This is a genomic window from Pseudomonas solani (genome assembly GCF_026072635.1).
Taxonomy (GTDB): Bacteria; Pseudomonadota; Gammaproteobacteria; order Pseudomonadales; family Pseudomonadaceae; genus Metapseudomonas; species Metapseudomonas solani.
This window is the reverse complement of sequence record NZ_AP023081.1, coordinates 1,478,815-1,501,237: the sequence shown is the minus strand read 5'-3', so window position 1 is coordinate 1,501,237 and position 22,423 is coordinate 1,478,815. Positions and strand designations below refer to the sequence as shown.

Here is a 22,423-nt window from a genome sequence, read left to right as displayed (position 1 = left end):
CGCTCCGGTGCGGGTTGGGAATTCACGTAAGTTGGCGCCGAGCGTAGCGAGGCCCAACGCGGGTTGTCTGGCATCGCTGCGTTGGGTTTCGTGCCTCTACCCAACCTACGGGAGGCGCGTGCGCGGAATAGCGGATGCTCGTGACTCCCGGACTGAAGCCCGGGCTACCCGGTTGCGAAATTCGTGCGCGGGCTGGCGGGGTGCCCGTGACCCGGGCCGAAGCCCGGGCGACGGGGTGGGGGAGGGGTTACTTCAGGTCGGCGAGGATATCGGCCATGTCGTCGGCGTGTTCTTCCTCCTGCTCGAGGATTTCTTCGAACAGGCGGCGGGTGGTCGGGTCCTTGTCGCCGAGGTACTGGATGATCTCGCGGTAGCTGTCGACGGCGATGCGCTCGGCGATCAGGTCTTCGGTGACCATCTCGCGCAGGTTTTCTCCGGCGACGTATTGGGCATGGGAGCGGGCTTCCAGGCCGGCGGGGTTGAAGTCCGGTTCGCCACCCAGTTGCACGATGCGTTCGGCCAGGCGGTCGGCATGCTGCTGTTCCTGCTGGGCGTGTTCGAGGAATTCGCTGGCAGCGATGCTCGCCTTGAGCCCGGTGGCCATGTAGTAGTGGCGCTTGTAGCGCAGGTAGCAGACCAGCTCGGTGGCCAGCGACTCGTTGAGCAGGCGCAGCACGGTGGCGCGGTCAGCGTGGTAGCCCTCGGTCACGGCGCCGTCCAGCACGTTCTGCCGGGCGCGCTGACGCAGGGTGTTCACATCGGTCAGTTGCACATCACTCATCAGGGTTCTCCTTGGCTAATCAGGCCCGGGTGCCTGGCTCTGGCGGCCGGTGGCGTCGTGGGCCCTACCTGGGATGTGAGTGATACGCAGCGGGAAAAGTTTAGGAAATCTGCGCACCTGGGGCGTCAGTCCAGGCGATCGCGTTCCACGTTCTCGCGCTGCCTGCAGGTCATGAACCCCATGTGCTGGACCCGGCCGCTGGCGCCGAAGCTGACGTGGTAGGCCTGCTGGTGGCCCTCGTGATTGAGGATGTAGTTGTTGCAGGAGCCGGGGTGCACGCTGCGCTGGACGATGGAGGAGGGGCGCCCGCCGATGGCCTGTACCTGCTCCTTGGTCATACCTTCTTCCACCTGCCGCACCAGGGGTTCGTTGCGGTAGGTGATGTAGTCGGTGGGGTTCTCGATCTTGCTGGCGCAACCGGACACCGAGCCCAGAGCGGCCGCGAGCAGGAGCGCGCGCTTGAACATGCTGATGGTCCTCGATGATCCGCTGTAAATAACAGCGCTTGGACATCAGCGAGGCTCGCCGGTTCGCTATTTATTTGCGCCGGGGCTGTGCGTGGGTTGGCAATTCTGGCATTTGGCCACTGCGGCGCCCGGTGATCCGGGCGCCGCAACGGATCAGATCTTCGCCGCCTCGGCTTCGTGCTTCTGCCATTGCTCGCAGGTCATGAAACCCTTGCTGTCGACCCGGCCGGCATCGCTGAAGCTGACGTAGTAGGGCTGCTGGTGGCCCTCCTTGTTCAGCACGTAGTTGTTGCAGGTGCCGGGGTGCACGGTGCGCTGGATTTCAGTGGAAGGCGGGCCGCCGATGGTCAGCACCTGGTCCTTGGTCATGCCGTCCTCGACCTTTTCCACCAGGGGTTCATGGCGGTAGGTGACGTAGTCGGTGGGGTTCTCGAACTTGGTGCTGCAACCGGCTACCGATGCCAGCACGAACACTGCCGCGAGCGTTTCCTTGTACATGGTGGTTTTCCTCGTAGTGGCCGTTGAAGCCGTCACGACTTCTGAGTGGCGAATGGCCAGACGAGTTCGAAGAATTTGTCGCCCCGGGCTACTGGGCGGCCTTCTCGGCATCCTGCAGGCGCTGCTGGTTGACGGCATTGGCCTGGTCGATCTGCTGCTTGAGCTGGTCCATCTGCTGCTGGGCCTGCTGCGCCTGCTCGGCTTGCAGCTTGGCCTGGGCCGCACCGGTGGCGGCGGTTTCGCCGAGGCCGCAGCCGGCGAGCAGGAGGAAGGGGAGGCAGGTCAGCAGGCGTTTCATGGCGGGGCTCCGCAGGTGGGCGATGCCGGCGAAGGTAATCCAGCGGCGGGGTCGCCGCCAGGGGCGCCGCACGAACGTCGTGGGGCGCCCGACGTCCGGCTCAGCCGTAGCGTTTGCGCGCCTCGATGGCCAGGCCGCTGCCGATGCTGCCGAAGGTGTTGCCTTCGACATGGCGGGCATTGGGCAGCAGGGCGGCGACGCTGTCACGCAGGGCAGGGATGCCGCTGGAGCCGCCGGTGAAGAACACCGTGTCCACCTGTTCCACGCCGACGCCGGCATCGGCCAGCAGGCGCGTGACGCTGTCGCGGATGCGCTGCAGCAGCGGCTCGATGGCGTCTTCGAACAGGTGGCGGGTCAGTTCCACGCGCAGGCCCGGCTCGATGCGTTCGAGGTCGATCACGCGGTGACGCGCTTCGGTCAGCTCGATCTTGCTGTCTTCCACCTGCATCGCCAGCCAGTGCCCGGCGCGTTGCTCGATCAGGCGGAACAGGCGGTCGATGCCACGGGTGTCGACGATGTCGTAGCGCATGTTCTTCAGCGACAGCTGCGACTTCTGCGCATAGACGGCGTTGATGGTGTGCCAGGTGGCGAGGTTGAGGTGGTAGCTGGTGGGCATGAGGGCATCGCTCTTCATGCGGCTGCCGTAGCCGAACTGCGGCATCACGCCTTGCAGGCTGAGCTGCTTGTCGAAGTCGGTACCGCCCACGTGCACGCCGCCGGTGGCGAGGATGTCGCCCTGGCGGTCGGCCACGTCGCGACGCTCGGGGGACAGGCGCACCAGGGAGAAGTCGGACGTACCCCCGCCGATGTCGACGATCAGCACCAGCTCTTCGCGCTCGATGCTGCGCTCGTAGTCGAAGGCGGCGGCGATGGGCTCGAACTGGAAGGAGACGTCCTTGAAGCCGAGCTTGTTGGCCACGGCCACCAGGGTCGCCTGGGCTTCCTGGTCGGCGGCCGGGTCGTCGTCGACGAAGAACACCGGGCGGCCCAGCACCACCTGGTCGAACTCATGGCCGGCGAGCGCCTCGGCGCGCTTCTTCAGCTCGCCGATGAACAGGCCCAGCAGGTCCTTGAAGGGCATGGCGCTGCCCAGCACGGTGGTCTCGCTCTTCAGCAGCGTGGAGCCCAGCAGGCTCTTCAGCGAGCGCATCAGGCGGCCTTCGTAGCCTTCCAGGTACTCGTGCAGGGCCAGGCGGCCATAGACCGGGCGGCGCTCTTCGATGTTGAAGAAGATCACCGAGGGCAGGGTGATCTTGCCGTCTTCCAGTGCGATCAGCGGCTCCACGTCCGGGCGCCACCAGCCGACGGTGGAGTTGGAGGTGCCGAAGTCGATGCCCAGGGCACGGGCTGCGGTGAGATTGCTCATGGCGCGAGAAGTCCGGTGGAAAAAACGGCCGCGCAGTGTACGCGAGCCGAAGGCGCTTTGCTCAGGCGGCGAGGCGCAGTTCGTCGCAGTGGCTAGACTCCAGCTGACGCTTCGTCATCCCCCATGGACCACCCGGGAGACCGCCCATGAAGTCGATCCGCCTGCCCCTGCTCGTACTCGCGCTGCTGGCCGCCAGCCAGGGTTTCGCCGCGACCCAGCAGGAGAAGATGAAGAGCTGCAACGCCGAGGCCACCGCCCAGGAACTCAAGGGTGATGCGCGCAAGACCTTCATGAGCAACTGCCTCAAGGCCACCCAGCAGGAGAAGATGATCAGCTGCAACAAGACCGCCAGCGAGAAGGCCCTCAAGGGCGATGAGCGCAAGGCCTTCCTCAGCGACTGCCTGAAGAAGAAATAGTCTCAGGCCAGGCCCAGGGTCAGCGCCGCCACCGCCAGGTAGCGGCCGGCCTTGGCCAGGGTCACCAGCAGCAGGAACACCCAGGGCGACTCGCGCATCAGCCCGGCCACCAGGGTCAGCGGGTCACCGATCACCGGCAGCCACGACAGCAACAGGGTCCAGCGCCCGTAGCGGCGATAGGTGGCCTGCGCCCGCTCGATGGCGGATTCGGACACGGGAAACCACTTCTTGTGGCGGAAGTCCGCCAGGAACCGGCCGAGCACCCAGTTCACCAGGGAGCCGAGCACGTTGCCCAGCGTCGCCACCAGTAGCAACGCCCACAGCGGCTGGCCACCCGCGAGCAGCAGTCCGGCCAGCACCGCTTCCGATTGCAGTGGCAGCAGGGTGGCGGCGCCGAAGGCGATGAGGAAGAGGCTGGCGTAGGTAATCAGGTCCGGCATGCGGCGGGTTCCGGAGCGGTGGGAGCGAGGGCCGGGCGGCCCTCGCGAACGGCTTAGTGGCTGCTGTTCAGCTTGACCACGTCACCGGAAACGGTGGTGGTATAGCCGGTCAGGACCCAGGCCCAGAACCAGTCTTCCTGGATCTGGGTGTTGATCATCGCGTCACCGCCCTTGGCCTTGATCGCGGCGTTCTGGGCCCGGATGAAGCGGTTGTTCTGCTGGACTGGAATCAGGCCGACGACCAGCAGGCCGGTGGCGCTGGCCTCGCTGTGGCCGATCACGGTGTATTGGCTGCTGTCGAGGTTCTGGGTTTTCATCGGGGTGCCGGTGCAGCCGGCGATGGCCATTACGGACAGCAGGCCTGCGATCATCTTGAAGCTGTGTTTCACGTCATTCTCCTTGGTGAATCATCCCGCGATTCGTTCGCCGGGGCGCGCAATGTAGACGCGCCGGATGCAAAGGTGAACCCGGTGTGGCAACGCGTCACTGAATACAGATTGCGCCTACAGCCGATCGGAGGCCCGTTCGGCTAAAGGCAACTGAAAGCCTGGAGGGCTAGAATCTGTAACCTCGCTGCCATTGCTGTCGGACAATGTGACCGAGGGTGCGATACTTGCATCCCTGTGTCTCAACCATCCGCACCTGCCGTTTTGGAACCTCTAATGCGAAGAGCCTCTCACCACGAGTTGCGCACGGCCTTTCGTGCGCTGTTGAACTCGAAGACCTGCTATCACACCGCGTCCGTCTTCGACCCCATGTCCGCCCGCATCGCCGCCGACCTCGGCTTCGAAGTCGGCATCCTCGGTGGCTCGGTCGCCTCGCTGCAGGTACTGGCCGCCCCCGACTTCGCGCTGATCACCCTCAGCGAGTTCGTCGAGCAGGCCGTGCGCATCGGTCGCGTCAGCCGCCTGCCGGTGATCGCCGACGCCGACCACGGCTATGGCAACGCACTAAACGTGATGCGCACCGTGGTCGAGCTGGAGCGTGCCGGCATCGCCGCGCTGACGATCGAGGACACGCTGCTGCCGGCCCAGTTCGGGCGCAAGTCCACCGACCTGATCAGCGTCGAGGAAGGCGTCGGCAAGATTCGCGCGGCCCTGGAAGCCCGCGTCGACCCGGACCTGGCGATCATCGCCCGGACCCACGCCGGCGTGCTGACCACCGAGGAGGTGATCACCCGCACCAAGGCCTACCAGGCCGCCGGCGCCGATGGCATCTGCATGGTCGGCGTCACCGACTTCGAGCACCTGGAAACCATCGCCTCGCACCTCAGCGTGCCGCTGATGCTGGTCACCTACGGCAACCCGCAGCTGCGCGACAACCAGCGCCTGGCCGACCTCGGCGTGCGCATCGTGGTCAACGGCCATGCGGCCTACTTCGCCGCCATCAAGGCCACCTACGACTGCCTGCGCGAGCAGCGCCAGATCGACACCGCCGCCTCCGAGCTGAGCGCCACCGAGCTGACCCACAAGTACACCCTGCCCGAGGACTACATCATCTGGGCGCGGGAATACATGGACGTGAAGGAATAGCCCGGAACGACCTCCACTTGTCGCCCACCGGCCCGCGGCCTTGCAAAAGGCCGCCCGCCGCCCCCATAACCTTCCAATGAGCGGAATGAGATCGGGAGGTCGACATGGCCAGTGGTTGGGCGGGAGACGGTGCCGTACAGGAACAGATCGACAGCACCATCGAAGACGCCATCCAGCGGGCGCGCAGCCAGTTGCCGAAGGGCGAGAGCCTGACGCACTGCGAAGAATGCGACGCCATCATCCCCCAGGCACGGCGCGAGGCCGTACCGGGCGTGCGCCTGTGCATCGCCTGCCAGAGCGAGCACGACCGCGAGCAGTCCAGCCACGCGGGCTATAACCGCCGGGGCAGCAAGGACAGCCAGTTGCGCTGAGGCGTTAGACGCGGATCAGAACAGCGCGCCGATATAGACCGCACCGCCGGCACCGGCCTGGATGCCCAGGTTGGCGCCACCCATCAGCAGGGCGCCGCGCGCCGACTGCATCAGTTGCCGGGTCAGCATCGGCGAGACGGTGAGGCTGGTCACCGGGCTCGCGTTCATCAGCATCACCGCAGCCAGCAGCTTGGCGTCCAGGCCGAACAGCATCGCCGTGCCGGCCACGCCGACGGCGACGCCCGCGTTCACTTCCACATACATGCAGGGCCCGGTGATGTCGTCACGGGTGAGGTCGCGGTCCACCAGGTCGTCCGCCACGAAGACCGCGCCGTCACTGGGGAAGGCTTCCGCCGCACCGGTACCACCGACGCTCTTGCCCTTGATCTTGATATCCACCTTGCCGAAGCGCGGCAGCTTGGCGCCGAAGCCCACGCCGGCACCGAGGCCGCCATAGCGCAGGGCGACGTTCTCCCCCGAGGGCGAACGCAAGGTGATGGAGCCGCCACCGCCGGCGACGAAGGCGACCGTCAGGCCGCCGCCACTGGCGGTGACATAGCCCCAGCGGCTCGGGTTGACGGGCAGGGGGATGGGCATCTTGGGCATTGCGGCTTCCTTGTGCGGTTCAGGCGATGTCGTAGCGGGGGCGCCTGAAGAGGGTCATCAATCCGGTGACCGTGAAGATGGAGCCCAGCAGGCCGAGGAAGGCCGAGGTGCCCCAGAGAGCGCCGAAGTCATCGACCACGGCCGAGGTGGCCGGAGCGTCGGCCTGGTAGTGCACCTTCACCGGCATGCCGACCTGGTAGCCGTAGATCCAGCCCCCCTGGGGGTAGGAGATGCGCGTACCGGTGCCGTCGGTGAATTCGATCTCCGGGTGGGAGCCGCCGGCATTGAGCGCGACGACGCTGCCGTCTGCCTCCAGGGCCGACTGCAGGAATCCCACGCGGGAAGAGGTCTGTATGGCCATCGCAGCGAGCAGCGCGATGCCGATCAGGGCGAAGAGACCGCCCTTGAGGCGGGGAAGCGGGGTATCGGACATCCTGTGGCGTTCCTGATCATCCGTGGGCATGGCCGGGGGAACTCCCGGCCACTGCGCTGGGACAGGCATCTGTCCCTGAGGTTCCCGTCAGGGCGACGGGAACCTGACCCATCAGGCCTTGGGGTTGGGGCCGTAGGCGTTGGTCTCCGGCACGCTGTCCTGAACCAGCAGGAACAGCAGGTACAGGCCGCCGAGGATCGGAACCAGGGCGATCAGCATCCACCAGCCGCTCTTGCCGATGTCGTGCAGGCGACGCGCGGTGACGCCCAGGGCCGGCAGCAGCACGGCGAGGCTGTACAGGTTGGCCAGCAGGGCCAGGTTCTCGTTGATCATGCCCAGGACCACGGACAGCACGACGGAGATCACGACGTTCACCAGGGTGAACATCCAGTACTCCTTGCGACGAGCGCGGCCGTTAAAGTCGAAGTAATGCTGCTTGATGCACTTCAAATACCATTCCATAACAAACTCCCTTTATTTGGCCGCGCTGAGCGGCACTCTCGTCTTCGTGGCAAGGCTTTGTCCTACACCGACGGTGTAGCCGGCTGACTATAGCGTTTCGTAACAAGGCATTGCGTGGGGGAGTTCACGACACGGCAAATTGCCATCGAGTCAATTCTGGAGGGGTGCACCCCCACTTCGGCACCCCATGTAGGTTGGCGCCGAGCGTAGCGAGGCCCAACGCAGCGATGCCTGGATGCGCTTCACTGCCCGGCCGAAACCCTCGGTCCGACAGGCGGCATTAACCTTTCCTCCACGTCGCAAGGCCCCGGTTGTGATGGGCGCTCCCTAGACTGGCGATCTCTCCACTGTTCCAGGGACTGGACATGCGCTATCGCCGCAGCTTCGTGCCCGGTGGCACGTATTTCTTCACCGTCAATCTCGCCGATCGTTCCAGTGGGTTGCTGACTCAGCACATCGACCTGCTTCGCCTGGCCTTCAGGCAGGTGAGGGCTCGGCATCCCTTCGAGATTCCCGCGATGGTGGTGCTGCCCGACCACCTGCATGCCATCTGGACCCTGCCTGAGGGCGACGCTGATTTTTCCCTTCGTTGGGCGCAGATCAAGGGCAGCTTTTCCCGATGTGTGCCTGAGCGGGGTTGGGTGAGTCGCTCTCGGCGCGACAAGCGTGAGCGTGGCATCTGGCAGCGGCGCTTCTGGGAACACCAGATACGTGATGAGCAGGACCTCGCCAGGCATGTCGACTACATCCACATCAACCCGGTGAAGCACGGCCATGTGAGACGTGCGGTCGATTGGCCGTACTCGTCCATTCATCGCTTCATCCGGGATGGTCGGCTCTCGGCCGATTGGGTCTGCGACCTGCTTGACGGGCAATTTGGTGAAACCACCTAGCGACCGTTAGCACGGACCGTAGGTTGGCGCCGAGCGTAGCGAGGCCCAACGGAGCGGTGTTCGGGTTCGCAGCGTTGGGCTTCGTACCTCAGCCCAACCTACGGTGTGCCGCGGCGTACTCGTAGGTTGGTGCCGAGCCCCGCGAGGCCCAACAACGCGATGCCGGGCCGTAGGCGGGGCGTGCTCAGAACAGGAAATACCGCTGCGCCATCGGCAGCACCTCGGCGGGTTCGCACCAGAGCAGCTGGCCGTCGGCTTTCACCTGGTAGGTTTGCGGGTCCACGTCGATGTCCGGGGTGTAGTCGTTGTGGATCAGGTCCTTCTTCTGCACGGTGCGGCAGCCCTTGACCACGGCGATGCGTTTCTTCAGGCCGAGTTGTTCGGGCACGCCGGCCTCCAGCGCGGCCTGGCTGATGAAGGTCAGGCTGGTGGCGTGGCGGCTGCCGGCGTAGCTGGCGAACATCGGGCGGTAGTGCACCGGTTGCGGGGTGGGGATCGAGGCGTTGGCGTCGCCCATCAGGCTGGCGGCGATGGCCCCGCCCTTGAGGATCAGCGTCGGCTTCACGCCAAAGAAGGCCGGGCGCCAGAGCACCAGGTCCGCCCACTTGCCCACTTCGATGGAGCCCACTTCATGGCTGATGCCGTGGGTGATGGCCGGGTTGATGGTGTATTTGGCGATGTAGCGCTTGACCCGGAAGTTGCTGTTGCCGGCACCGTCGCCCTTCAGTGGGCCGCGCTGCTTGTGCATCTTGTCGGCGGTCTGCCAGGTGCGGGTGATCACCTCGCCCACACGGCCCATGGCCTGGCTGTCGGAGCTGATCATCGAGAACGCGCCGAGGTCGTGGAGGATGTCCTCGGCGGCGATGGTTTCGCGGCGGATGCGGCTTTCGGCGAAGGCCACGTCCTCGGCGATGCTCGGGTCCAGGTGGTGGCAGACCATGAGCATGTCCAGGTGCTCGTCGATGGTGTTGCGGGTGAAGGGCCGCGTCGGGTTGGTGGAGCTGGGCAGCACATTGGCGAAACCGCAGGCCTTGATGATGTCCGGCGCGTGGCCGCCGCCCGCGCCTTCGGTGTGGTAGGTGTGGATGGTGCGGCCCTTGAAGGCGCCCAGGGTGGTCTCGACGAAGCCGGATTCGTTGAGGGTGTCGGTGTGGATCGCCACCTGCACGTCGTACTGGTCGGCCACGCTCAGGCAGTTGTCGATGGCGGCCGGGGTGGTACCCCAATCCTCGTGCAGCTTGAGGCCGATGGCGCCGGCCCTGACCTGCTCGATCAGCGGCTCCGGCAGCGAGGCGTTGCCCTTGCCGGTGAAGCCGATGTTCATCGGGAAGGCGTCGGCGGCCTGGAGCATGCGCGCCATGTGCCAGGGGCCCGAGGTGCAGGTGGTGGCGTTGGTGCCGGTGGCCGGCCCGGTGCCGCCGCCGATCATGGTGGTGACACCGCTCATGAGCGCCTCTTCGATCTGTTGCGGGCAGATGAAGTGGATATGGGTGTCGATGCCGCCAGCGGTAAGGATCATGCCCTCGCCGGCGATCACCTCGGTGCTGGCGCCGATGGCGATGGTGACGTCGGGCTGGATGTCCGGGTTGCCGGCCTTGCCGATCGCCGCGATGCGCCCGTCCTTGAGGCCGACGTCAGCCTTGACGATGCCCCAGTGGTCGATGATCAGCGCGTTGGTGATCAGCGTGTCGACCACCTCGGCCGCCAGCAGCTGGCCCTGGCCCATGCCGTCGCGGATCACCTTGCCGCCGCCGAACTTCACTTCCTCGCCATAGTTGGTGAAGTCCTTCTCGACCTCGATCCACAGCTCGGTGTCGGCCAGGCGCACCTTGTCGCCGACGGTGGGGCCGAACATGTCGGCGTAGGCTTGGCGGGAGATTTTCATGCTGAGTCCTGTCCGTAGGATGGGTTAGTCACGCAGTGACGTAACCCATCGATTGTTGGCAGTGATGGGTTTCGCTTCGCTCTACCCATCCTACGAATGCTGTGCGGCTGCGATCAAAGATCGCCCATCACCCTTCCGGCAAAGCCGAACACCCGGCGCAGGCCGGCGAGCTCCACCAGTTCCACCTCGCGGCTCTGGCCCGGCTCGAAGCGCACGGCGGTGCCGGCCGGGATGTTCAGGCGCATGCCGCGGGCGGCGGCGCGGTCGAAGGCGAGGGCGTCGTTGGTTTCGAAGAAGTGGTAGTGCGAGCCGACCTGGATCGGCCTGTCGCCGGTGTTGGCCACGCTCAGGGTCAGGGTGCGGCGGCCGGCGTTGAGTTCGATCTCGCCGTCCTGGATCTGGTATTCGCCGGGAATCATGGAAGTCACTCCAGGATGAGTTGCATGAAGGTGAGGTCCAGCCAGCGGCCGAACTTGCGACCGACCTGGGGCATCTGGCCGGTGATGGCGAAGCCGAGGCGCTGGTGCAGGCGGATGGAGGCGGTGTTCTCGGATTCTATGGCCCCCACCATCACATGCAGCCCGGCTGATCGGGCGCGTTCGATCAGTGCCTGCATCAGCTGCGGGCCGAGGCCCTTGCCGCGCTGATCGGCACGCACGTAGACCGAGTGCTCGACGGTGTGCTTGTAGCCGTCATGGGGCCGCCAGGCGCCATAGCTGGCATAGCCGACCACCTCGCCGGCAGCGTCACGCGCTACCAGCACCGGGAAGCCGGCGCCGCTGCGTTCGGCCAGCCAGGCACGGCGGTTGGCCAGGTCCACCAGGTTTTCGTTCCAGATCGCCGTGGTGTGCTCCACGGCGGCGTTGTAGATGGCCAGGATGCCGGGCAGGTCGGCTTCGCTGGCGTCACGGATCTCGTTGTTCATCGCGGTCATCACACAATCGGCTGGTGCACGGTCACCAGCTTGGTGCCGTCGGGAAAGGTGGCTTCGATCTGGATCTCCGGGATCATCTCCGGCACGCCTTCCATCACCTGGTCACGGGCCAGCAGCGTGGTGCCGAAGTGCATCAGCTCGGCCACGGTGCGGCCGTCGCGGGCGCCTTCGAGCAGGGCGGCGGAGATGTAGGCCATGGCTTCCGGGTAGTTGAGCTTCACGCCACGGGCCAGGCGCCGCTCGGCGACCAGGCCGGCGGTGAAGATCAGCAGCTTGTCTTTCTCTCTCGGGGTGAGGTCCATCAGGTACTCCAGATTCGTGGCGGCACGGCGTCGCGGCCGAGCAGGGCAGGGCGCAACAGGCGCCAGAGGTCGATCAGCCAGGCGCGCGCGTGCAGGGCTTCGCTGGCCAGGCAGCGGGCCACCAGCAGGCCGGGCAGTTGGGTCAGGTCGCCGCGCACCGCCGAGGGCAGTTCGCGGCAGCGTTCCAGCAGCTCCGGGTCGAGCTGGCCGGTGGCGATCAGGGTGGCGAACACAGGTTGCCCGGCGAGGCCGATGGGCGAGTCGAGCAGGCCGTCGTCGCCGCTGATGCGCTGGCGCTCGTGCCACAGCGCGCGACCGTCGCGGCGGATGTCCAGCTGTGCCTGGAAGTGGCCGCTGGCGAAGTGCTCGCCGGCGGCGGGGCGGCCGAGGGCGACCACGTCCCAGTAGAACAGCCGGGCGTCGGCGACCAGGTCGATGCGGGTGCTCAACTCGGCCTGGGCGCCGGAGAAGACGATGGTTTCCTGGGGCAGCCACTCCAGGGTGGCGCCGGCCTCGACCCGCAGCGCCAGCGTCTGGAAGGCCGGGCCCCGGGCGCGGTACCACTTGGCCGCGCCGGGGCTGGTGAGCTGGGCCCAGGCGCCGTCGCCTACCTGGGCGGTGATGTCCAGGCGATCACCCCCGGCGATGCCGCCGGGCGGGTGCACGATGATGTGCTGGCACACCTCGGGGCCCTCGGCATGGAGATGCTTTTGCACCCTCAGGGGGCCGAGGTGGCGGCGAAGCACCGGAATGGTGCGTTCGTCCCGGCGGGCGTAGCCCAGCTCCAGCTCGGCGTGCCAGCTCGGCGTGAACAGGGCGGCGGGCAGGTTCATGGCTATGGAGGCATCCGCAAAATAGTTGACCGACCGGGCAAAGCAAGAGGCGTGCCCTGAACCCATTCGGTGCACGGGGCCGGGCCTGCGCTCAGATCGTCACCAGGCCGCGCACGCCTTCGGCTTCCATGTTTTCCCCGCGCCCCTGCTGGATGATTTCGCCCCGGCTCATCACCAGGTACTGGTCGGCCAACTCGGCGGCGAAGTCGTAGAACTGCTCCACCAGCAGGATGGCCATGTCGCCGCGCTCGGCCAGTTTGCGGATCACCGCACCGATCTCCTTGATCACCGAGGGCTGGATGCCTTCGGTGGGCTCGTCGAGGATCAGCAGGCGCGGCCGGCTGGCCAGGGCGCGGCCGATGGCCAGTTGTTGCTGCTGGCCGCCGGAGAGGTCGCCGCCGCGGCGGTGCTTCATCTCCCGCAGCACCGGGAACAGCTCGTAGATGAACTCGGGCACTGCCTTGGCTTCCTTGGCGCTGAAGCGGGAGAGGCCCATGAGGAGGTTCTCCTCCACCGTCAGGCGCGGGAAGATCTCGCGGCCCTGGGGCACGTAGGCGATGCCGGCGTGCACGCGCTGGTGCGGCTTGGAGCCGGTGATCGGCTTGCCCTCCCAGTTCACCGCGCCTTCCTTCGCGGGGTCAGGCCCATCAGGCACTTCAGCAACGTGGTCTTGCCCACGCCGTTGCGCCCGAGCAGGCAGGTGACCTCGCCAACCTTCACCTCGAACGACAGGCCGCGGAGGATGTGGCTGCCGCCGTAGTATTGATGCAGCTGTTTCACTTGAAGCATGTCTAGTCCTCGGTGGAGGAGCTGGAAGCCAGAAGCTTGAAGCTTGAAGTAAGAGCTGCGTTGTGCCGCTTTTTCTTCCAGCTTCTGGCTTCAAGCTTCCAGCTCAACGTCCCAGATAAACCTCGATCACCTGTTCATTCGCCTGCACGTCCGCCAGCGACCCCTCCGCCAGCACATGCCCCTGGTGCAGCACGGTGACGTGGTCGGCGATGCTGCCGACGAAGCCCATGTCGTGCTCCACCACCATCAGCGAGTGCTTGCCGGCCAGGCCCTTGAACAGCTCGGCGGTGAATTCGGTCTCGGCGTCGGTCATGCCCGCCACCGGTTCGTCGAGCAGGAGCAGTTGCGGGTCCTGCATCAGCAGCATGCCGATCTCCAGGAACTGTTTCTGGCCGTGGGACAGGAGGCCGGCCGGGCGGCGTCGCGAGTCCTGCAGGCGGATGGTGGCGAGTACCTCGTCGATGCGGTCCTTCTGCTCGCCGGAGAGCTTGGCGCGCAGGCTGGCCCACACCGATTTGTCGGTCTTCTGCGCCAGCTCCAGGTTTTCGAACACCGTCAGCGCTTCGAACACCGTGGGCTTCTGGAACTTGCGGCCGATGCCGGCCTGGGCGATCTGCACCTCGCTCATGCGGGTCAGGTCCAGGGTCTCGCCGAACCAGGCACTGCCAGTGGTGGGGCGGGTCTTGCCGGTGATCACGTCCATCAGCGTGGTCTTGCCCGCGCCGTTGGGGCCGATGATGCAGCGCAGCTCGCCGACGCCGATGTACAGGTTGAGGTCGTTGAGCGCCTTGAAGCCATCGAAGCTGACGCTGATGTCTTCCAGCGTGAGGATGGTGCCGTGGCGGGTGTTCAGGCCCTTGCCGGCGCTCTGGCCGAGGCCGAGGGCGTCGCGGCCGGTGCCGGCGTCGCTGTTGGGGTCGTAGGCGGGTTCGAGCATGAGTTCGGGTACCGGGGGCGCTCTCATTGGTCCTTCTCCTTGCGCAGCAGGCCGAACAGGCCCTTGGGCAGGAACAGGGTGACGACGATGAACAGGGCGCCGAGGAAGAACAGCCAGTATTCCGGGAAGGCCACGGTGAACCAGCTCTTCATGCCGTTGACCAGGCCGGCGCCCAGCAGCGGGCCGATGAGCGAGCCGCGCCCGCCCAGGGCCACCCAGACGGCGGCTTCGATGGAGTTGGTCGGCGACATCTCGCTGGGGTTGATGATGCCCACCTGGGGCACGTACAGCGCGCCGGCCAGGCCGCAGAGCACAGCCGACAACACCCAGATGAACAGCTTGTAGCCGCGCGGGTCGTAGCCGCAGAACATCAGGCGGTTCTCGGCGTCGCGCAGGGCGGTGAGCACCCGGCCGAACTTGCTCTTCGACAGGCGCCAGCCGAGCAGCAGGGCGCCCACCAGCAGCGCCACCGTGGCCAGGAACAGCACGGCGCGGGTGCCCGGCGCGGTGATGTCGAAGCCGAGGATGCGCTTGAAGTCGGTGAAGCCGTTGTTGCCGCCGAAGCCGGTCTCGTTGCGGAAAAACAGCAGCATGCCGGCGAAGGTCAGGGCCTGGGTCATGATCGAGAAGTACACGCCCTTGATCCGCGAGCGGAAGGCGAAGAAGCCGAACACCAGGGCCAACAGGCCGGGGGCGAGCACCACCAGGCACAGCGACCAGAGGAAGCTGGAGGTGCCGGTCCAGTACCAGGGCAGTTCGCTCCAGGCGAGGAAGCTCATGAAGGCCGGCAGACCGTCGCCGGCGCTCTGGCGCATCAGGTACATGCCCATGGCGTAGCCGCCGAGGGCGAAGAACAGCCCGTGGCCCAGGGACAGCAGCCCGGCGTAGCCCCAGACCAGGTCCAGGGCCAGGGCGACGATGGCGTAGCAGAGGATCTTGCCCACCAGGGTGAGGGTGTAGGCGGAGACCTGCAGCGGGTTGTCGGCCGGCAGCAGGTGCAGCAGCGGCAGGGCGATGAGCACCGCCAGCACCAGGGCGCCAACGCCCAGGGTTACTTTCGGGCCGGCCTTCTGCGCGGCGGTGAGGGTCAGGGGCTGGTTCATCAGTCGATCACCCGTCCTTTCAATGCGAAGAGGCCCTGGGGGCGTTTCTGGATGAAGAGAATGATCAGCGCGAGGATCAGGATCTTGCCCAGCACGGCGCCGATCTGTGGTTCGAGGATCTTGTTCGCCACGCCCAGGCCGAAGGCCGCCATCACGCTGCCGGCCAACTGGCCGACGCCACCGAGCACCACCACCAGGAAGGAGTCGATGATGTAGCCCTGGCCGAGGTCGGGGCCGACGTTGCCGATCTGCGACAGGGCCACGCCGCCGAGCCCGGCGATGCCGGAGCCGAGGCCGAAGGCGAGCATGTCCACGCGGCCGGTGGGCACGCCGCAGCAGGCGGCCATGTTGCGATTCTGGGTGACGGCGCGGACGTTGAGGCCCAGGCGCGTGCGGTTCAGCAGCAGCCAGGTCAGCGCCACCACGAACAGAGCGAAGCCGATGATGACGATGCGGTTGTACGGCAGCACCAGGTTGGGCAGCACCTGGATGCCGCCGGAGAGCCAGGCCGGGTTGGCCACCTCGACGTTCTGCGCGCCGAAGACCACGCGCACCAACTGGATCAGCATCAGGCTGATGCCCCAGGTGGCGAGCAGGGTTTCCAGGGGGCGGCCATAGAGGTGGCGGATCACCGTGCGCTCCAGGGCCATGCCGATGGCGGCGGTGACGAAGAAGGCCACCGGCAGCGCCACCAGCGGGTAGAGGGCGAGCAGGTCCGGTGCCAGGCGCTGGAACATCAGCTGCACGATGTAGGTGGAGTAGGCGCCGAGCATCAGCATCTCGCCGTGGGCCATGTTGATCACCCCGAGCAGGCCGAAGGTGATGGCCAGGCCGAGGGCGGCCAGCAGCAGGATGGAGCCCAGGGACAGGCCGCTGAAGGCCTGGCCGAGCACTTCGCCCAGCGCCAGCCGGCGCTTGACCTGGGCCAGGCTGGTTTCGGCGGCGGTGCGCACCGCGGCGTCGGTTTCCACTGCCGGGTCGAGCAGCGCCTCGAGGCGGGTGCGGGCCAGCGGGTCGCCGGTTTCGCCCAGCAGGCGCACGGCGTTGAGGCGGATGGCCGGGTCGGGGTCGACCAGCTGCAGGTTGGCCAGGGCCAGGCCGATGGCGTCACGCACGGCGGCGTCTTCCTCGGCGACCATGCGCTGGTTGAGCAGCGGCAGTTGTGCGGGCTTGGCACTCTTCTGCAGCTGGCGGGCGGCGTCCAGGCGCGCGGCGGGTTCGGCGGCGAGTAACTCGTGGCTGGCCTGGGCGGTGATCAGCAGGCCGCGCAGGCGGTTGTTCAGGCGCAGCTTCTTCGGCGTGGCGGCGGGGGCGGCGTCGCCCTCGGCGGCCTGCCAGGTGCCGTCCTGTTCGAAGTAGGCCAGCTTGGCGTCGACGGCAAAGCGGTTCTGTTGCAGGGCATCGAGCAGGGGCTGGCGCGTGGCCTCGGGCTGGGCGGCCCAGCTTTCCAGCAGCTTGGCTTGCTGGCCCGGGTTGGCGGCAGCGAAGTCATTGGCGTCACCGGCCTGGGCCGCCAGGGGCAGCAACAGGGCCAGGGACAGGAGGATTCGGAAAAGGCAGGTGGGCATGGAGGGGAGGCTCCGTTATCGGCGGGGACCGGAAGCTGGAAGCTAGAGGCTGGAAGCTGGAAGTGAGGTACTTCCGGCTTCCGGCTCTCGGCTAAGACTTCCGGCTTAGTTCTTCACCGCATAGTCCGGCTTCTTGTCGTTGCCGGGGATGAAGGGGCTCCACGGCTGGGCGCGCAGCGGGCCTTCGGTCTGCCAGACCACGGAGAACTGACCGTCTTCCTGGACCTCGCCGATCATCACCGGCTTGTGCAGGTGGTGGTTGGTCTTGTCCATGGTCAGGGTGTAGCCGGAGGGCGCGGCGAAGGTCTGGCCGCCCATGGCTTCACGGACTTTGTCGACGTCGGTGGTGCCGGCCTTCTCGACCGCCTGGGCCCACATGTGGATGCCGACGTAGGTGGCTTCCATGGGGTCGTTGGTCACGGCGGTGCTGTAGTTGGGCAGGTTCTTGGCCTTGGCGTAGGCCTTCCAGTCGGTGACGAACTTGCTGTTCACCGGGTTATCCACGGACTCGAAGTAGTTCCAGGCCGCCAGCTGGCCCACCAGCGGCTTGGTGTCGATGCCGCGCAGTTCTTCCTCGCCCACGGAGAAGGCCACCACCGGGATGTCGGTGGCCTCGATGCCCTGGTTGGCCAGCTCCTTGTAGAAGGGCACGTTGGAGTCGCCGTTGACGGTGGAGATCACCGCAGTCTTGCCGCCGGCGGAGAACTTCTTGATGTTGGCGACGATGGTCTGGTAATCGCTGTGGCCGAAGGGGGTGTAGACCTCTTCGATGTCCTTGTCCGCCACGCCCTTGCTGTGCAGGAAGCTGCGCAGGATCTTGTTGGTGGTGCGTGGGTAGACGTAGTCGGTGCCCAGCAGGAAGTAGCGCTTGGCGGCGCCGCCGTCTTCGCTCATCAGGTATTCCACCGCCGGGATGGCCTGCTGGTTCGGCGCCGCGCCGGTGTAGAAGACGTTGGGCGAGAGCTCTTCACCCTCGTACTGCACGGGGTAGAACAGCAGGCCGTTGAGCTCCTCGAATACCGGCAGCACGGACTTGCGCGACACCGAGGTCCAGCAGCCGAAGACTACGTCCACCTTGTCCTTGGTCAGCAGCTGGCGGGCCTTCTCGGCGAACAGCGGCCAGTTGGAGGCGGGGTCGACCACCACGGGTTCCAGCTTCTTGCCGTTGATGCCGCCCTTGGCGTTGATCTCGTCGATGGTCATGAGCGCTATGTCCTTGAGCGAGGTCTCGGAGATGGCCATGGTGCCGGACAGCGAATGCAGGATGCCGACCTTGATGGTCTCGGCGGCCTGCAGGGTGAAGGGGAACAGGCCGGTCAGTACCAGGGCGCTGGCGGCGAGGGTGGATTTCAGGAAGGGACGGCGTTTCATGTAAAGCCTCCTTGGCTGTCCATGCAATGACAGTGGGATGGGACCGAAATGGGGTCATCAGTACGGTCATCTGTACTGCTGTCAGTGCATTGGCAGCATCCGTGCCAACGGCGCTAAAGGCTTGATTTAGAGGGCTTTGCGGGATTCTTAGCAGGATTTCGGGAAAATCGCCGCGCTCCATTGCGGTGCGCGGCGACAAGCTGAACGGTCGGTCAGGTCACGGGTTGCACGCTTTCAGGGCGCCAGGTAGTTCTTCACCCCGGTGAAGATGATCTGGGCCGCGAGGGCGCAGACGAACAGGCCCATCAGGCGGCTGACGATCTGCAGGCCCTGCTCGCCGAGGATGCGTTCAATGCGGTTGGAGAGGTAGAGCACCACGCCGACAGTGACGCTGGCGAGGGCGATGGCGGCCAGGGCGGTGAGCTTGTCGTTCCAGTGGTGGTGCCCGGCGCCCATCACCAGCATGGCGCCGATGGTGCCGGGGCCGACGGTGAGGGGAATGGTCAGCGGCACGATGGTGACGTCCTGCTGCACGTTGTCCGACTGCACCGCCGGCTTGCCCTGGGCCATGCCGAGGGCGGAGATGAACAGCACGCTGCCGGCGCCGATGCGGAAGGCGTCGATGGTGATGCCGAAGACGTTGAAGATGCTCTGGCCGAACAGGTACAGCAGCACGCTGGCCACCAGGGTACCGAGGGCGACCTTCCAGGCCAGGCGCTTGCGCTCCTTGACCGTGTAGCCGCGGGTCAGGCCGATGAAGCAGGAAAGGACGAAGAAGGGGCTGTAGAGCACCAGCATCTTCAGGTACAGGCTGAACATCGTGGAGAGCATCGGACGGGCTCGTGATGGAGAGTGTTGTGAGTGTAGGAGCAGCCGAGGGTTGCGCCCGTTGATCCGGGTCGCCCTGGCGAGGGGCAATCATACGCCGGCACGCCGCCGGATGTGGGGGCGCGTCGTATCAGTGCGGAGCGGGCACAGGGCACAGTCCATGGCGTGGCAGACGCAGGGTGGGCGTGGGCTTCAGCCCACCGCTCTCCCGGAGCCAGGTACATTGGCATGCCAGGCCCGACCCCGCTTGGTGGATGAAAAGAGCGTCATCCACCCTACATAGCGGTCATGTCCGCGCGCGGGCGTGAGGCCTTCGTAGGGGCGACTTCAGTCGCCAAGCGGTGCGCAGCGCCGCCGCTCTTGTAGGAGCGAATTCATTCGCGATGGGAATCCCGGGCTGAAGCCCGGGCTACGGGGGATCAGGAATGCAGGGCGTCGTCGGGTTCGTGCTGGCGGCGCATTTCCTTTTCCGCGACCCAGTGCTCGATCAGCTCGCGCAGCTGGGAGAGCTCGACGGGCTTGGCCATGTGGCCGTCCATGCCGGCCTGGCGGGCGCGTTCCTTGTGCTCGGTGAGGATGTGCGCGGTGAGGGCCACCACCGGGGTGCGCGGGCGCTGCTCTTCGCTTTCCCAGTTGCGCAGCATCTCGGTGGCGGAGAAGCCGTCGAGCACCGGCATTTCGCAGTCCATCAGCACCAGGTCGTACTGCTGGTTCTTCATCGCGCTGAGGGCTTCCTCGCCGTTGCTGGCGGTGTCCGGTTGCAGGTTGAGCTTGCTGAGCATGCCGCGGATGACCTTGGTGGAGATGCTGTTGTCCTCGGCCACCAGGATGCGGAAGTCGTTGGGCACGTTGAGCGGGGTGCTGACCTGGGAGCCGGGCAGGGCTGCCGAGCCGCCGGCGGCGCGCTGGTTGAGCTCGTCGGCGAGGGTGGTCTTGAGGGTGTAGCCGGCCACCGGCTTGGCGAGGATGCGCTTGATGCCGGCGTTGCGGGCGATGATCTTGCTCGGCGCGTTGCTGATGCCGGTGAGCATGATGATCAGGATGTCGTGGTTGAGGCTCGGGTCTTCCTTGATCTTGGCGGCCAGCTGCATGCCGGTCATGCCGGGCATGTCCTGGTCCAGCAGCACCACGTCGAAGTATTCGCGCAGGTGCGCCTTGGTGCGCAGCAGGGCCAGGGCCTCCTTGCCAGAGGGCACGGCGCTGACCTGCAGGCCCCAGGCGCTGCACTGCTGCATCAGCACCTTGCGGCAGGTGTCGTTGTCGTCCACCACCAGCAGGCGTGCGCCCTGCAGGGGGCCGTCGAAGTCGGAGGCGGGCTGTTCCAGGCGTTCGCTTTCCAGGGGCAGGGTCAGCCACAGGGTGCTGCCCTGGTTGCCGCCGGTCTGCACGCCGAACTCGCCGTCCATCAGGCGCACCAACTGGCGGGCGATGATCAGGCCCAGGCGGCCACCGAGCTTGGTGGCGGAGAGGAAGTCCTTGCTGTGCAGCTCGGCGTTGAGCAGGGCGTCCCGCTCGGCGGCTTCCAGGGGGCGGCCGCTGTCCTGCACGGCGATGCGCAGGCGCGGTTCGTTGCCGCTGGTGTCCAGGGCCACCACCAGCAGGATCTCGCCTTCGTCGGTCTGCTTGAAGGCGTTGTCCAGCAGGCTCAGCAGGGCCTGTCGCAGGCGCGTCGGGTCGCCGCTGATGACGCGCGGCACCTGAGGCTGCATGAAGCTAATGAGCTCGACCTTCTGCTGCTCGGCCTTGGCGCGGAAGATGTCCAGGCAGTCGTCGATCAGGGCGTTGAGGTCGAACTGCACGTCATCCAGCTCGATCTGCCCGGATTCCAGCTTGGAGATGTCGAGGATTTCGTTGATCAGGGTGAGCAGCTCGTTGCCGGAGCTGTGGATGGTCTGCACGTAGTCGCGTTGCTTGGCCGACAGCGGGGTGCCGAGCAGCAGCTCGGTCATGCCCAGAACGCCATTCATGGGGGTGCGGATCTCGTGGCTGATCTTGGCCAGGAACTCGCCCTTGGCCTTGAGCTCGGCGGAGCTGGCCGCCGCTTCACGGCTGACGCTGAAGTCGTCGAGGAGGATGCGTCGCTGGCGTTCGCTCATGGCGATGCTCATCAGCACGCCGCTGATGGCGGTCACCCCCAGCAGGCCGAAGGCCAGCCAGTCGGACTGCACCGACCAGTAGCCGAACAGCGCCGGCAGGGCGCTGATGAAGGCGACGCTGTAGACCAGCAGCGCCAGGGTGAACATGCGTGCCGGGCGGTAGCCGCGCCGCCAGTGGTGCAGCGAGACGAAGAGGATGCTCACGCCGGTGAGCGCCGCCATGGCGTAGACCAGTTGGTTGAACATCAGGTCGGTGGCGATCATCAGCAGCATGCCGATGACGCCGATGAGCACGATCTCGCCGACGAGCACGCCATTGAGCGGGGTGCTGGGGCAGACCTTGCGGAAGAAGCTGGCGGTGAAGAACAGCGCGCAGAGCATGGCCAGCAGCATCGACAGGTTGGCGATCTGCGGCTGCGCGCTCTGCCAGCTGTGCAGCCAGGGCGCGCTGATGCCCAGCAGGCTGAGGGCGGTGCCCACCAGGCACAGCTGGGTGGCGGCCAGCCACAGGCCGCTGGTGGCGCGGGCGTAGCCGAAGCGCAGGAGGTTGTGCACCACCAGCATCAGCAGGCTGCCGATGAGCACGCCGAAGAGCAGCGGGCGGCTGTCGTCGGCGGCCATGCTCACCGCTGATTGCAGGGACACGGTGGGGCGCAGGGCGTGTTCGGAGGAGAGCCGCAGGTAGAGGTCCAGCGGCTCGCTGCGCATGGGCAGCGGCAGGAGGAAGTCCCGGCTGGGCAGCGGGCGGTCGCTGAAGGGCAGGCGGCTGCCGGTGCGGGTGTGGTCGATGAGCTCATCGCCACGGATCACATAGAGGTCGAGGAACGACAGGTAGGGCGCGAAGACCCGCAGCAGCTGTTCGTGATCGCCGGGGGGCAACTGGTAGTGCAGCCAGAGGGCGCTGTTGCCACCGGGGGTGTAGAGGCGTTCGAGGTCGACGGGGGTGAATTGCGAGGCGGACTGCTGGGCGCGGATGTCTTCGAGCTGCAGGCTGGCGGTGGGATCGAGCAGCATGCTCCAGTGCGCGCTATCCCTGGCTTGCGCCGATGGCAGGCAGAGCAGGGTCAGCAGCAGGCTGACGCTAAGACCGATGGCAATCCTGAGCCGGCGCACGGGCGAAGTCCCTTCGTGAGTGAGTGGCCGGATTATAGCCAAGCACCGGCCGGTGGAATATGACAAAGGCGGCCATATGGCCGCCTCTTCTGCAGGTTTAC

The 22,423-nt window shown here is 66.4% G+C and carries 25 protein-coding genes and 1 pseudogene; 4 read left to right on the top strand and 22 right to left on the bottom strand.

Annotated features, from left to right (window positions below):
* Positions 1–247: 247 nt before the first annotated feature.
* The 5 genes from PSm6_RS07005 to PSm6_RS06985 all read right to left on the bottom strand — a co-directional run bounded on the left by PSm6_RS07005 (position 248) and on the right by PSm6_RS06985 (position 3,410).
* On the bottom strand, positions 248–781 hold the full coding sequence (locus PSm6_RS07005; RefSeq protein ID WP_021222412.1) for a ferritin-like domain-containing protein: 534 nt from the start codon (positions 779–781) through the stop codon (positions 248–250).
* Positions 782–906: 125 nt separating this feature from the next.
* Positions 907–1,248, bottom strand: a complete 342-nt coding sequence (gene osmE, locus PSm6_RS07000; protein ID WP_021222411.1) for an osmotically-inducible lipoprotein OsmE — start codon at positions 1,246–1,248, stop codon at positions 907–909.
* A gap of 153 nt (positions 1,249–1,401) precedes the next feature.
* Positions 1,402–1,746 carry an osmotically-inducible lipoprotein OsmE gene (gene osmE / locus PSm6_RS06995; protein ID WP_021222410.1) on the bottom strand — a complete coding sequence of 115 codons (345 nt, stop codon included), beginning with the start codon at positions 1,744–1,746 and terminating at the stop codon, positions 1,402–1,404.
* 88 nt (positions 1,747–1,834) lie between these two features.
* Positions 1,835–2,044 (bottom strand): hypothetical protein, encoded by a 210-nt coding sequence (locus PSm6_RS06990; protein WP_021222409.1) that lies wholly within the window; start codon positions 2,042–2,044, stop codon positions 1,835–1,837.
* 100 nt (positions 2,045–2,144) lie between these two features.
* The gene (locus PSm6_RS06985) at positions 2,145–3,410 is read right to left on the bottom strand and encodes an Hsp70 family protein (RefSeq protein ID WP_265169872.1); all 1,266 of its coding nucleotides are present in this window, start codon (positions 3,408–3,410) and stop codon (positions 2,145–2,147) included.
* 146 nt (positions 3,411–3,556) lie between these two features.
* On the opposite strand from PSm6_RS06985, the gene PSm6_RS06980 reads away from it, so the two are divergent.
* A complete protein-coding gene (locus PSm6_RS06980; RefSeq protein ID WP_021222407.1) occupies positions 3,557–3,826 on the top strand; it encodes a PsiF family protein in 270 nt (89 codons plus the stop codon).
* A gap of 2 nt (positions 3,827–3,828) precedes the next feature.
* On the opposite strand, the gene PSm6_RS06975 is transcribed toward PSm6_RS06980, so the two are convergent.
* Entirely contained in the window at positions 3,829–4,266 is a 438-nt protein-coding gene (locus tag PSm6_RS06975; RefSeq protein WP_043243591.1) for a YqaA family protein, read from the bottom strand.
* Positions 4,267–4,319: 53 nt separating this feature from the next.
* Complete coding sequence (locus PSm6_RS06970) at positions 4,320–4,637, bottom strand: hypothetical protein (protein ID WP_148304281.1); 318 nt, start codon at positions 4,635–4,637, stop codon at positions 4,320–4,322.
* Positions 4,638–4,928: 291 nt separating this feature from the next.
* On the opposite strand from PSm6_RS06970, the gene PSm6_RS06965 reads away from it, so the two are divergent.
* Positions 4,929–5,798 (top strand): oxaloacetate decarboxylase, encoded by an 870-nt coding sequence (locus PSm6_RS06965; RefSeq protein ID WP_043243596.1) that lies wholly within the window; start codon positions 4,929–4,931, stop codon positions 5,796–5,798.
* Between the two features lie 104 nt (positions 5,799–5,902).
* Positions 5,903–6,169: a DksA/TraR family C4-type zinc finger protein gene (locus PSm6_RS06960; RefSeq protein ID WP_021222403.1), complete on the top strand. Its 267-nt coding sequence runs from the start codon at positions 5,903–5,905 to the stop codon at positions 6,167–6,169.
* Positions 6,170–6,184: 15 nt separating this feature from the next.
* Here the strand turns inward: PSm6_RS06960 and PSm6_RS06955 are convergent, their stop codons facing one another.
* The 3 genes from PSm6_RS06955 to PSm6_RS06945 form a co-directional block, all read right to left on the bottom strand.
* The gene (locus PSm6_RS06955; protein WP_265169867.1) at positions 6,185–6,775 is read right to left on the bottom strand and encodes a hypothetical protein; all 591 of its coding nucleotides are present in this window, start codon (positions 6,773–6,775) and stop codon (positions 6,185–6,187) included.
* Positions 6,776–6,794: 19 nt separating this feature from the next.
* Entirely contained in the window at positions 6,795–7,208 is a 414-nt protein-coding gene (locus PSm6_RS06950) for a DUF3592 domain-containing protein (protein WP_021222401.1), read from the bottom strand.
* A gap of 111 nt (positions 7,209–7,319) precedes the next feature.
* Entirely contained in the window at positions 7,320–7,670 is a 351-nt protein-coding gene (locus tag PSm6_RS06945; RefSeq protein ID WP_021222400.1) for a DUF805 domain-containing protein, read from the bottom strand.
* Positions 7,671–8,035: 365 nt separating this feature from the next.
* Here PSm6_RS06945 and PSm6_RS06940 point away from each other — a divergent pair, with 365 nt between their 5' ends.
* On the top strand, positions 8,036–8,563 hold the full coding sequence (locus tag PSm6_RS06940) for an REP-associated tyrosine transposase (protein WP_265169865.1): 528 nt from the start codon (positions 8,036–8,038) through the stop codon (positions 8,561–8,563).
* Between the two features lie 184 nt (positions 8,564–8,747).
* Here the strand turns inward: PSm6_RS06940 and ureC are convergent, their stop codons facing one another.
* The 12 genes and pseudogenes from ureC to PSm6_RS06880 all read right to left on the bottom strand — a co-directional run bounded on the left by ureC (position 8,748) and on the right by PSm6_RS06880 (position 22,322).
* On the bottom strand, positions 8,748–10,448 hold the full coding sequence (ureC, locus tag PSm6_RS06935) for an urease subunit alpha (protein WP_043243602.1): 1,701 nt from the start codon (positions 10,446–10,448) through the stop codon (positions 8,748–8,750).
* A gap of 113 nt (positions 10,449–10,561) precedes the next feature.
* On the bottom strand, positions 10,562–10,867 hold the full coding sequence (locus tag PSm6_RS06930) for an urease subunit beta (protein WP_043243603.1): 306 nt from the start codon (positions 10,865–10,867) through the stop codon (positions 10,562–10,564).
* A gap of 5 nt (positions 10,868–10,872) precedes the next feature.
* A complete protein-coding gene (locus PSm6_RS06925; RefSeq protein ID WP_031288895.1) occupies positions 10,873–11,373 on the bottom strand; it encodes a GNAT family N-acetyltransferase in 501 nt (166 codons plus the stop codon).
* A gap of 8 nt (positions 11,374–11,381) precedes the next feature.
* The gene (gene ureA, locus PSm6_RS06920) at positions 11,382–11,684 is read right to left on the bottom strand and encodes an urease subunit gamma (protein WP_021222395.1); all 303 of its coding nucleotides are present in this window, start codon (positions 11,682–11,684) and stop codon (positions 11,382–11,384) included.
* Positions 11,684–12,517 (bottom strand): urease accessory protein UreD, encoded by an 834-nt coding sequence (locus PSm6_RS06915; protein ID WP_043243604.1) that lies wholly within the window; start codon positions 12,515–12,517, stop codon positions 11,684–11,686. Before PSm6_RS06915 ends, ureA begins: the two co-directional genes overlap by 1 nt.
* A gap of 91 nt (positions 12,518–12,608) precedes the next feature.
* Positions 12,609–13,306, bottom strand: a pseudogene (gene urtE, locus PSm6_RS06910) (urea ABC transporter ATP-binding subunit UrtE).
* A 103-nt stretch (positions 13,307–13,409) separates the two neighbouring features.
* Positions 13,410–14,270: an urea ABC transporter ATP-binding protein UrtD gene (gene urtD, locus PSm6_RS06905; RefSeq protein WP_043243606.1), complete on the bottom strand. Its 861-nt coding sequence runs from the start codon at positions 14,268–14,270 to the stop codon at positions 13,410–13,412.
* Entirely contained in the window at positions 14,267–15,346 is a 1,080-nt protein-coding gene (gene urtC, locus PSm6_RS06900) for an urea ABC transporter permease subunit UrtC (protein ID WP_021222391.1), read from the bottom strand. The genes urtD and urtC overlap by 4 nt, the downstream gene beginning before the upstream one ends.
* The gene (urtB, locus tag PSm6_RS06895) at positions 15,346–16,914 is read right to left on the bottom strand and encodes an urea ABC transporter permease subunit UrtB (protein WP_021222390.1); all 1,569 of its coding nucleotides are present in this window, start codon (positions 16,912–16,914) and stop codon (positions 15,346–15,348) included. The genes urtC and urtB overlap by 1 nt, the downstream gene beginning before the upstream one ends.
* Positions 16,915–17,019: 105 nt before the next feature.
* Positions 17,020–18,285, bottom strand: a complete 1,266-nt coding sequence (urtA, locus tag PSm6_RS06890; protein WP_265169860.1) for an urea ABC transporter substrate-binding protein — start codon at positions 18,283–18,285, stop codon at positions 17,020–17,022.
* 234 nt (positions 18,286–18,519) lie between these two features.
* A complete protein-coding gene (gene tspR / locus PSm6_RS06885) occupies positions 18,520–19,116 on the bottom strand; it encodes a type III secretion system genes modulator TspR (protein WP_021222388.1) in 597 nt (198 codons plus the stop codon).
* Positions 19,117–19,532: 416 nt separating this feature from the next.
* Positions 19,533–22,322: a hybrid sensor histidine kinase/response regulator family protein gene (locus PSm6_RS06880; protein ID WP_031288894.1), complete on the bottom strand. Its 2,790-nt coding sequence runs from the start codon at positions 22,320–22,322 to the stop codon at positions 19,533–19,535.
* Between the last annotated feature and the right edge of the window lie 101 nt (positions 22,323–22,423).

What these genes read in the sequence shown, in the direction of transcription:
- PSm6_RS06960 (WP_021222403.1), top strand. Translation starts at nt 5,903, where the DNA reads ATGGCCAGTGGTTGGGCGGGAGACGGTGCCGTACAGGAACAGATCGAC.
- urtC (WP_021222391.1), bottom strand. Translation starts at nt 15,346, where the DNA reads ATGAACCAGCCCCTGACCCTCACCGCCGCGCAGAAGGCCGGCCCGAAA.
- osmE (WP_021222411.1), bottom strand. Translation starts at nt 1,248, where the DNA reads ATGTTCAAGCGCGCGCTCCTGCTCGCGGCCGCTCTGGGCTCGGTGTCC.
- PSm6_RS06925 (WP_031288895.1), bottom strand. Translation starts at nt 11,373, where the DNA reads ATGAACAACGAGATCCGTGACGCCAGCGAAGCCGACCTGCCCGGCATC.
- PSm6_RS07005 (WP_021222412.1), bottom strand. Translation starts at nt 781, where the DNA reads ATGAGTGATGTGCAACTGACCGATGTGAACACCCTGCGTCAGCGCGCC.
- PSm6_RS06975 (WP_043243591.1), bottom strand. Translation starts at nt 4,266, where the DNA reads ATGCCGGACCTGATTACCTACGCCAGCCTCTTCCTCATCGCCTTCGGC.
- PSm6_RS06985 (WP_265169872.1), bottom strand. Translation starts at nt 3,410, where the DNA reads ATGAGCAATCTCACCGCAGCCCGTGCCCTGGGCATCGACTTCGGCACC.
- PSm6_RS06940 (WP_265169865.1), top strand. Translation starts at nt 8,036, where the DNA reads ATGCGCTATCGCCGCAGCTTCGTGCCCGGTGGCACGTATTTCTTCACC.
- urtB (WP_021222390.1), bottom strand. Translation starts at nt 16,914, where the DNA reads ATGCCCACCTGCCTTTTCCGAATCCTCCTGTCCCTGGCCCTGTTGCTG.
- PSm6_RS06930 (WP_043243603.1), bottom strand. Translation starts at nt 10,867, where the DNA reads ATGATTCCCGGCGAATACCAGATCCAGGACGGCGAGATCGAACTCAAC.
- urtA (WP_265169860.1), bottom strand. Translation starts at nt 18,285, where the DNA reads ATGAAACGCCGTCCCTTCCTGAAATCCACCCTCGCCGCCAGCGCCCTG.
- urtD (WP_043243606.1), bottom strand. Translation starts at nt 14,270, where the DNA reads ATGAGAGCGCCCCCGGTACCCGAACTCATGCTCGAACCCGCCTACGAC.
- PSm6_RS06965 (WP_043243596.1), top strand. Translation starts at nt 4,929, where the DNA reads ATGCGAAGAGCCTCTCACCACGAGTTGCGCACGGCCTTTCGTGCGCTG.
- PSm6_RS06990 (WP_021222409.1), bottom strand. Translation starts at nt 2,044, where the DNA reads ATGAAACGCCTGCTGACCTGCCTCCCCTTCCTCCTGCTCGCCGGCTGC.
- tspR (WP_021222388.1), bottom strand. Translation starts at nt 19,116, where the DNA reads ATGCTCTCCACGATGTTCAGCCTGTACCTGAAGATGCTGGTGCTCTAC.
- osmE (WP_021222410.1), bottom strand. Translation starts at nt 1,746, where the DNA reads ATGTACAAGGAAACGCTCGCGGCAGTGTTCGTGCTGGCATCGGTAGCC.
- PSm6_RS06970 (WP_148304281.1), bottom strand. Translation starts at nt 4,637, where the DNA reads ATGATCGCAGGCCTGCTGTCCGTAATGGCCATCGCCGGCTGCACCGGC.
- ureA (WP_021222395.1), bottom strand. Translation starts at nt 11,684, where the DNA reads ATGGACCTCACCCCGAGAGAGAAAGACAAGCTGCTGATCTTCACCGCC.
- ureC (WP_043243602.1), bottom strand. Translation starts at nt 10,448, where the DNA reads ATGAAAATCTCCCGCCAAGCCTACGCCGACATGTTCGGCCCCACCGTC.
- PSm6_RS06955 (WP_265169867.1), bottom strand. Translation starts at nt 6,775, where the DNA reads ATGCCCAAGATGCCCATCCCCCTGCCCGTCAACCCGAGCCGCTGGGGC.
- PSm6_RS06945 (WP_021222400.1), bottom strand. Translation starts at nt 7,670, where the DNA reads ATGGAATGGTATTTGAAGTGCATCAAGCAGCATTACTTCGACTTTAAC.
- PSm6_RS06980 (WP_021222407.1), top strand. Translation starts at nt 3,557, where the DNA reads ATGAAGTCGATCCGCCTGCCCCTGCTCGTACTCGCGCTGCTGGCCGCC.
- PSm6_RS06915 (WP_043243604.1), bottom strand. Translation starts at nt 12,517, where the DNA reads ATGAACCTGCCCGCCGCCCTGTTCACGCCGAGCTGGCACGCCGAGCTG.
- PSm6_RS06950 (WP_021222401.1), bottom strand. Translation starts at nt 7,208, where the DNA reads ATGTCCGATACCCCGCTTCCCCGCCTCAAGGGCGGTCTCTTCGCCCTG.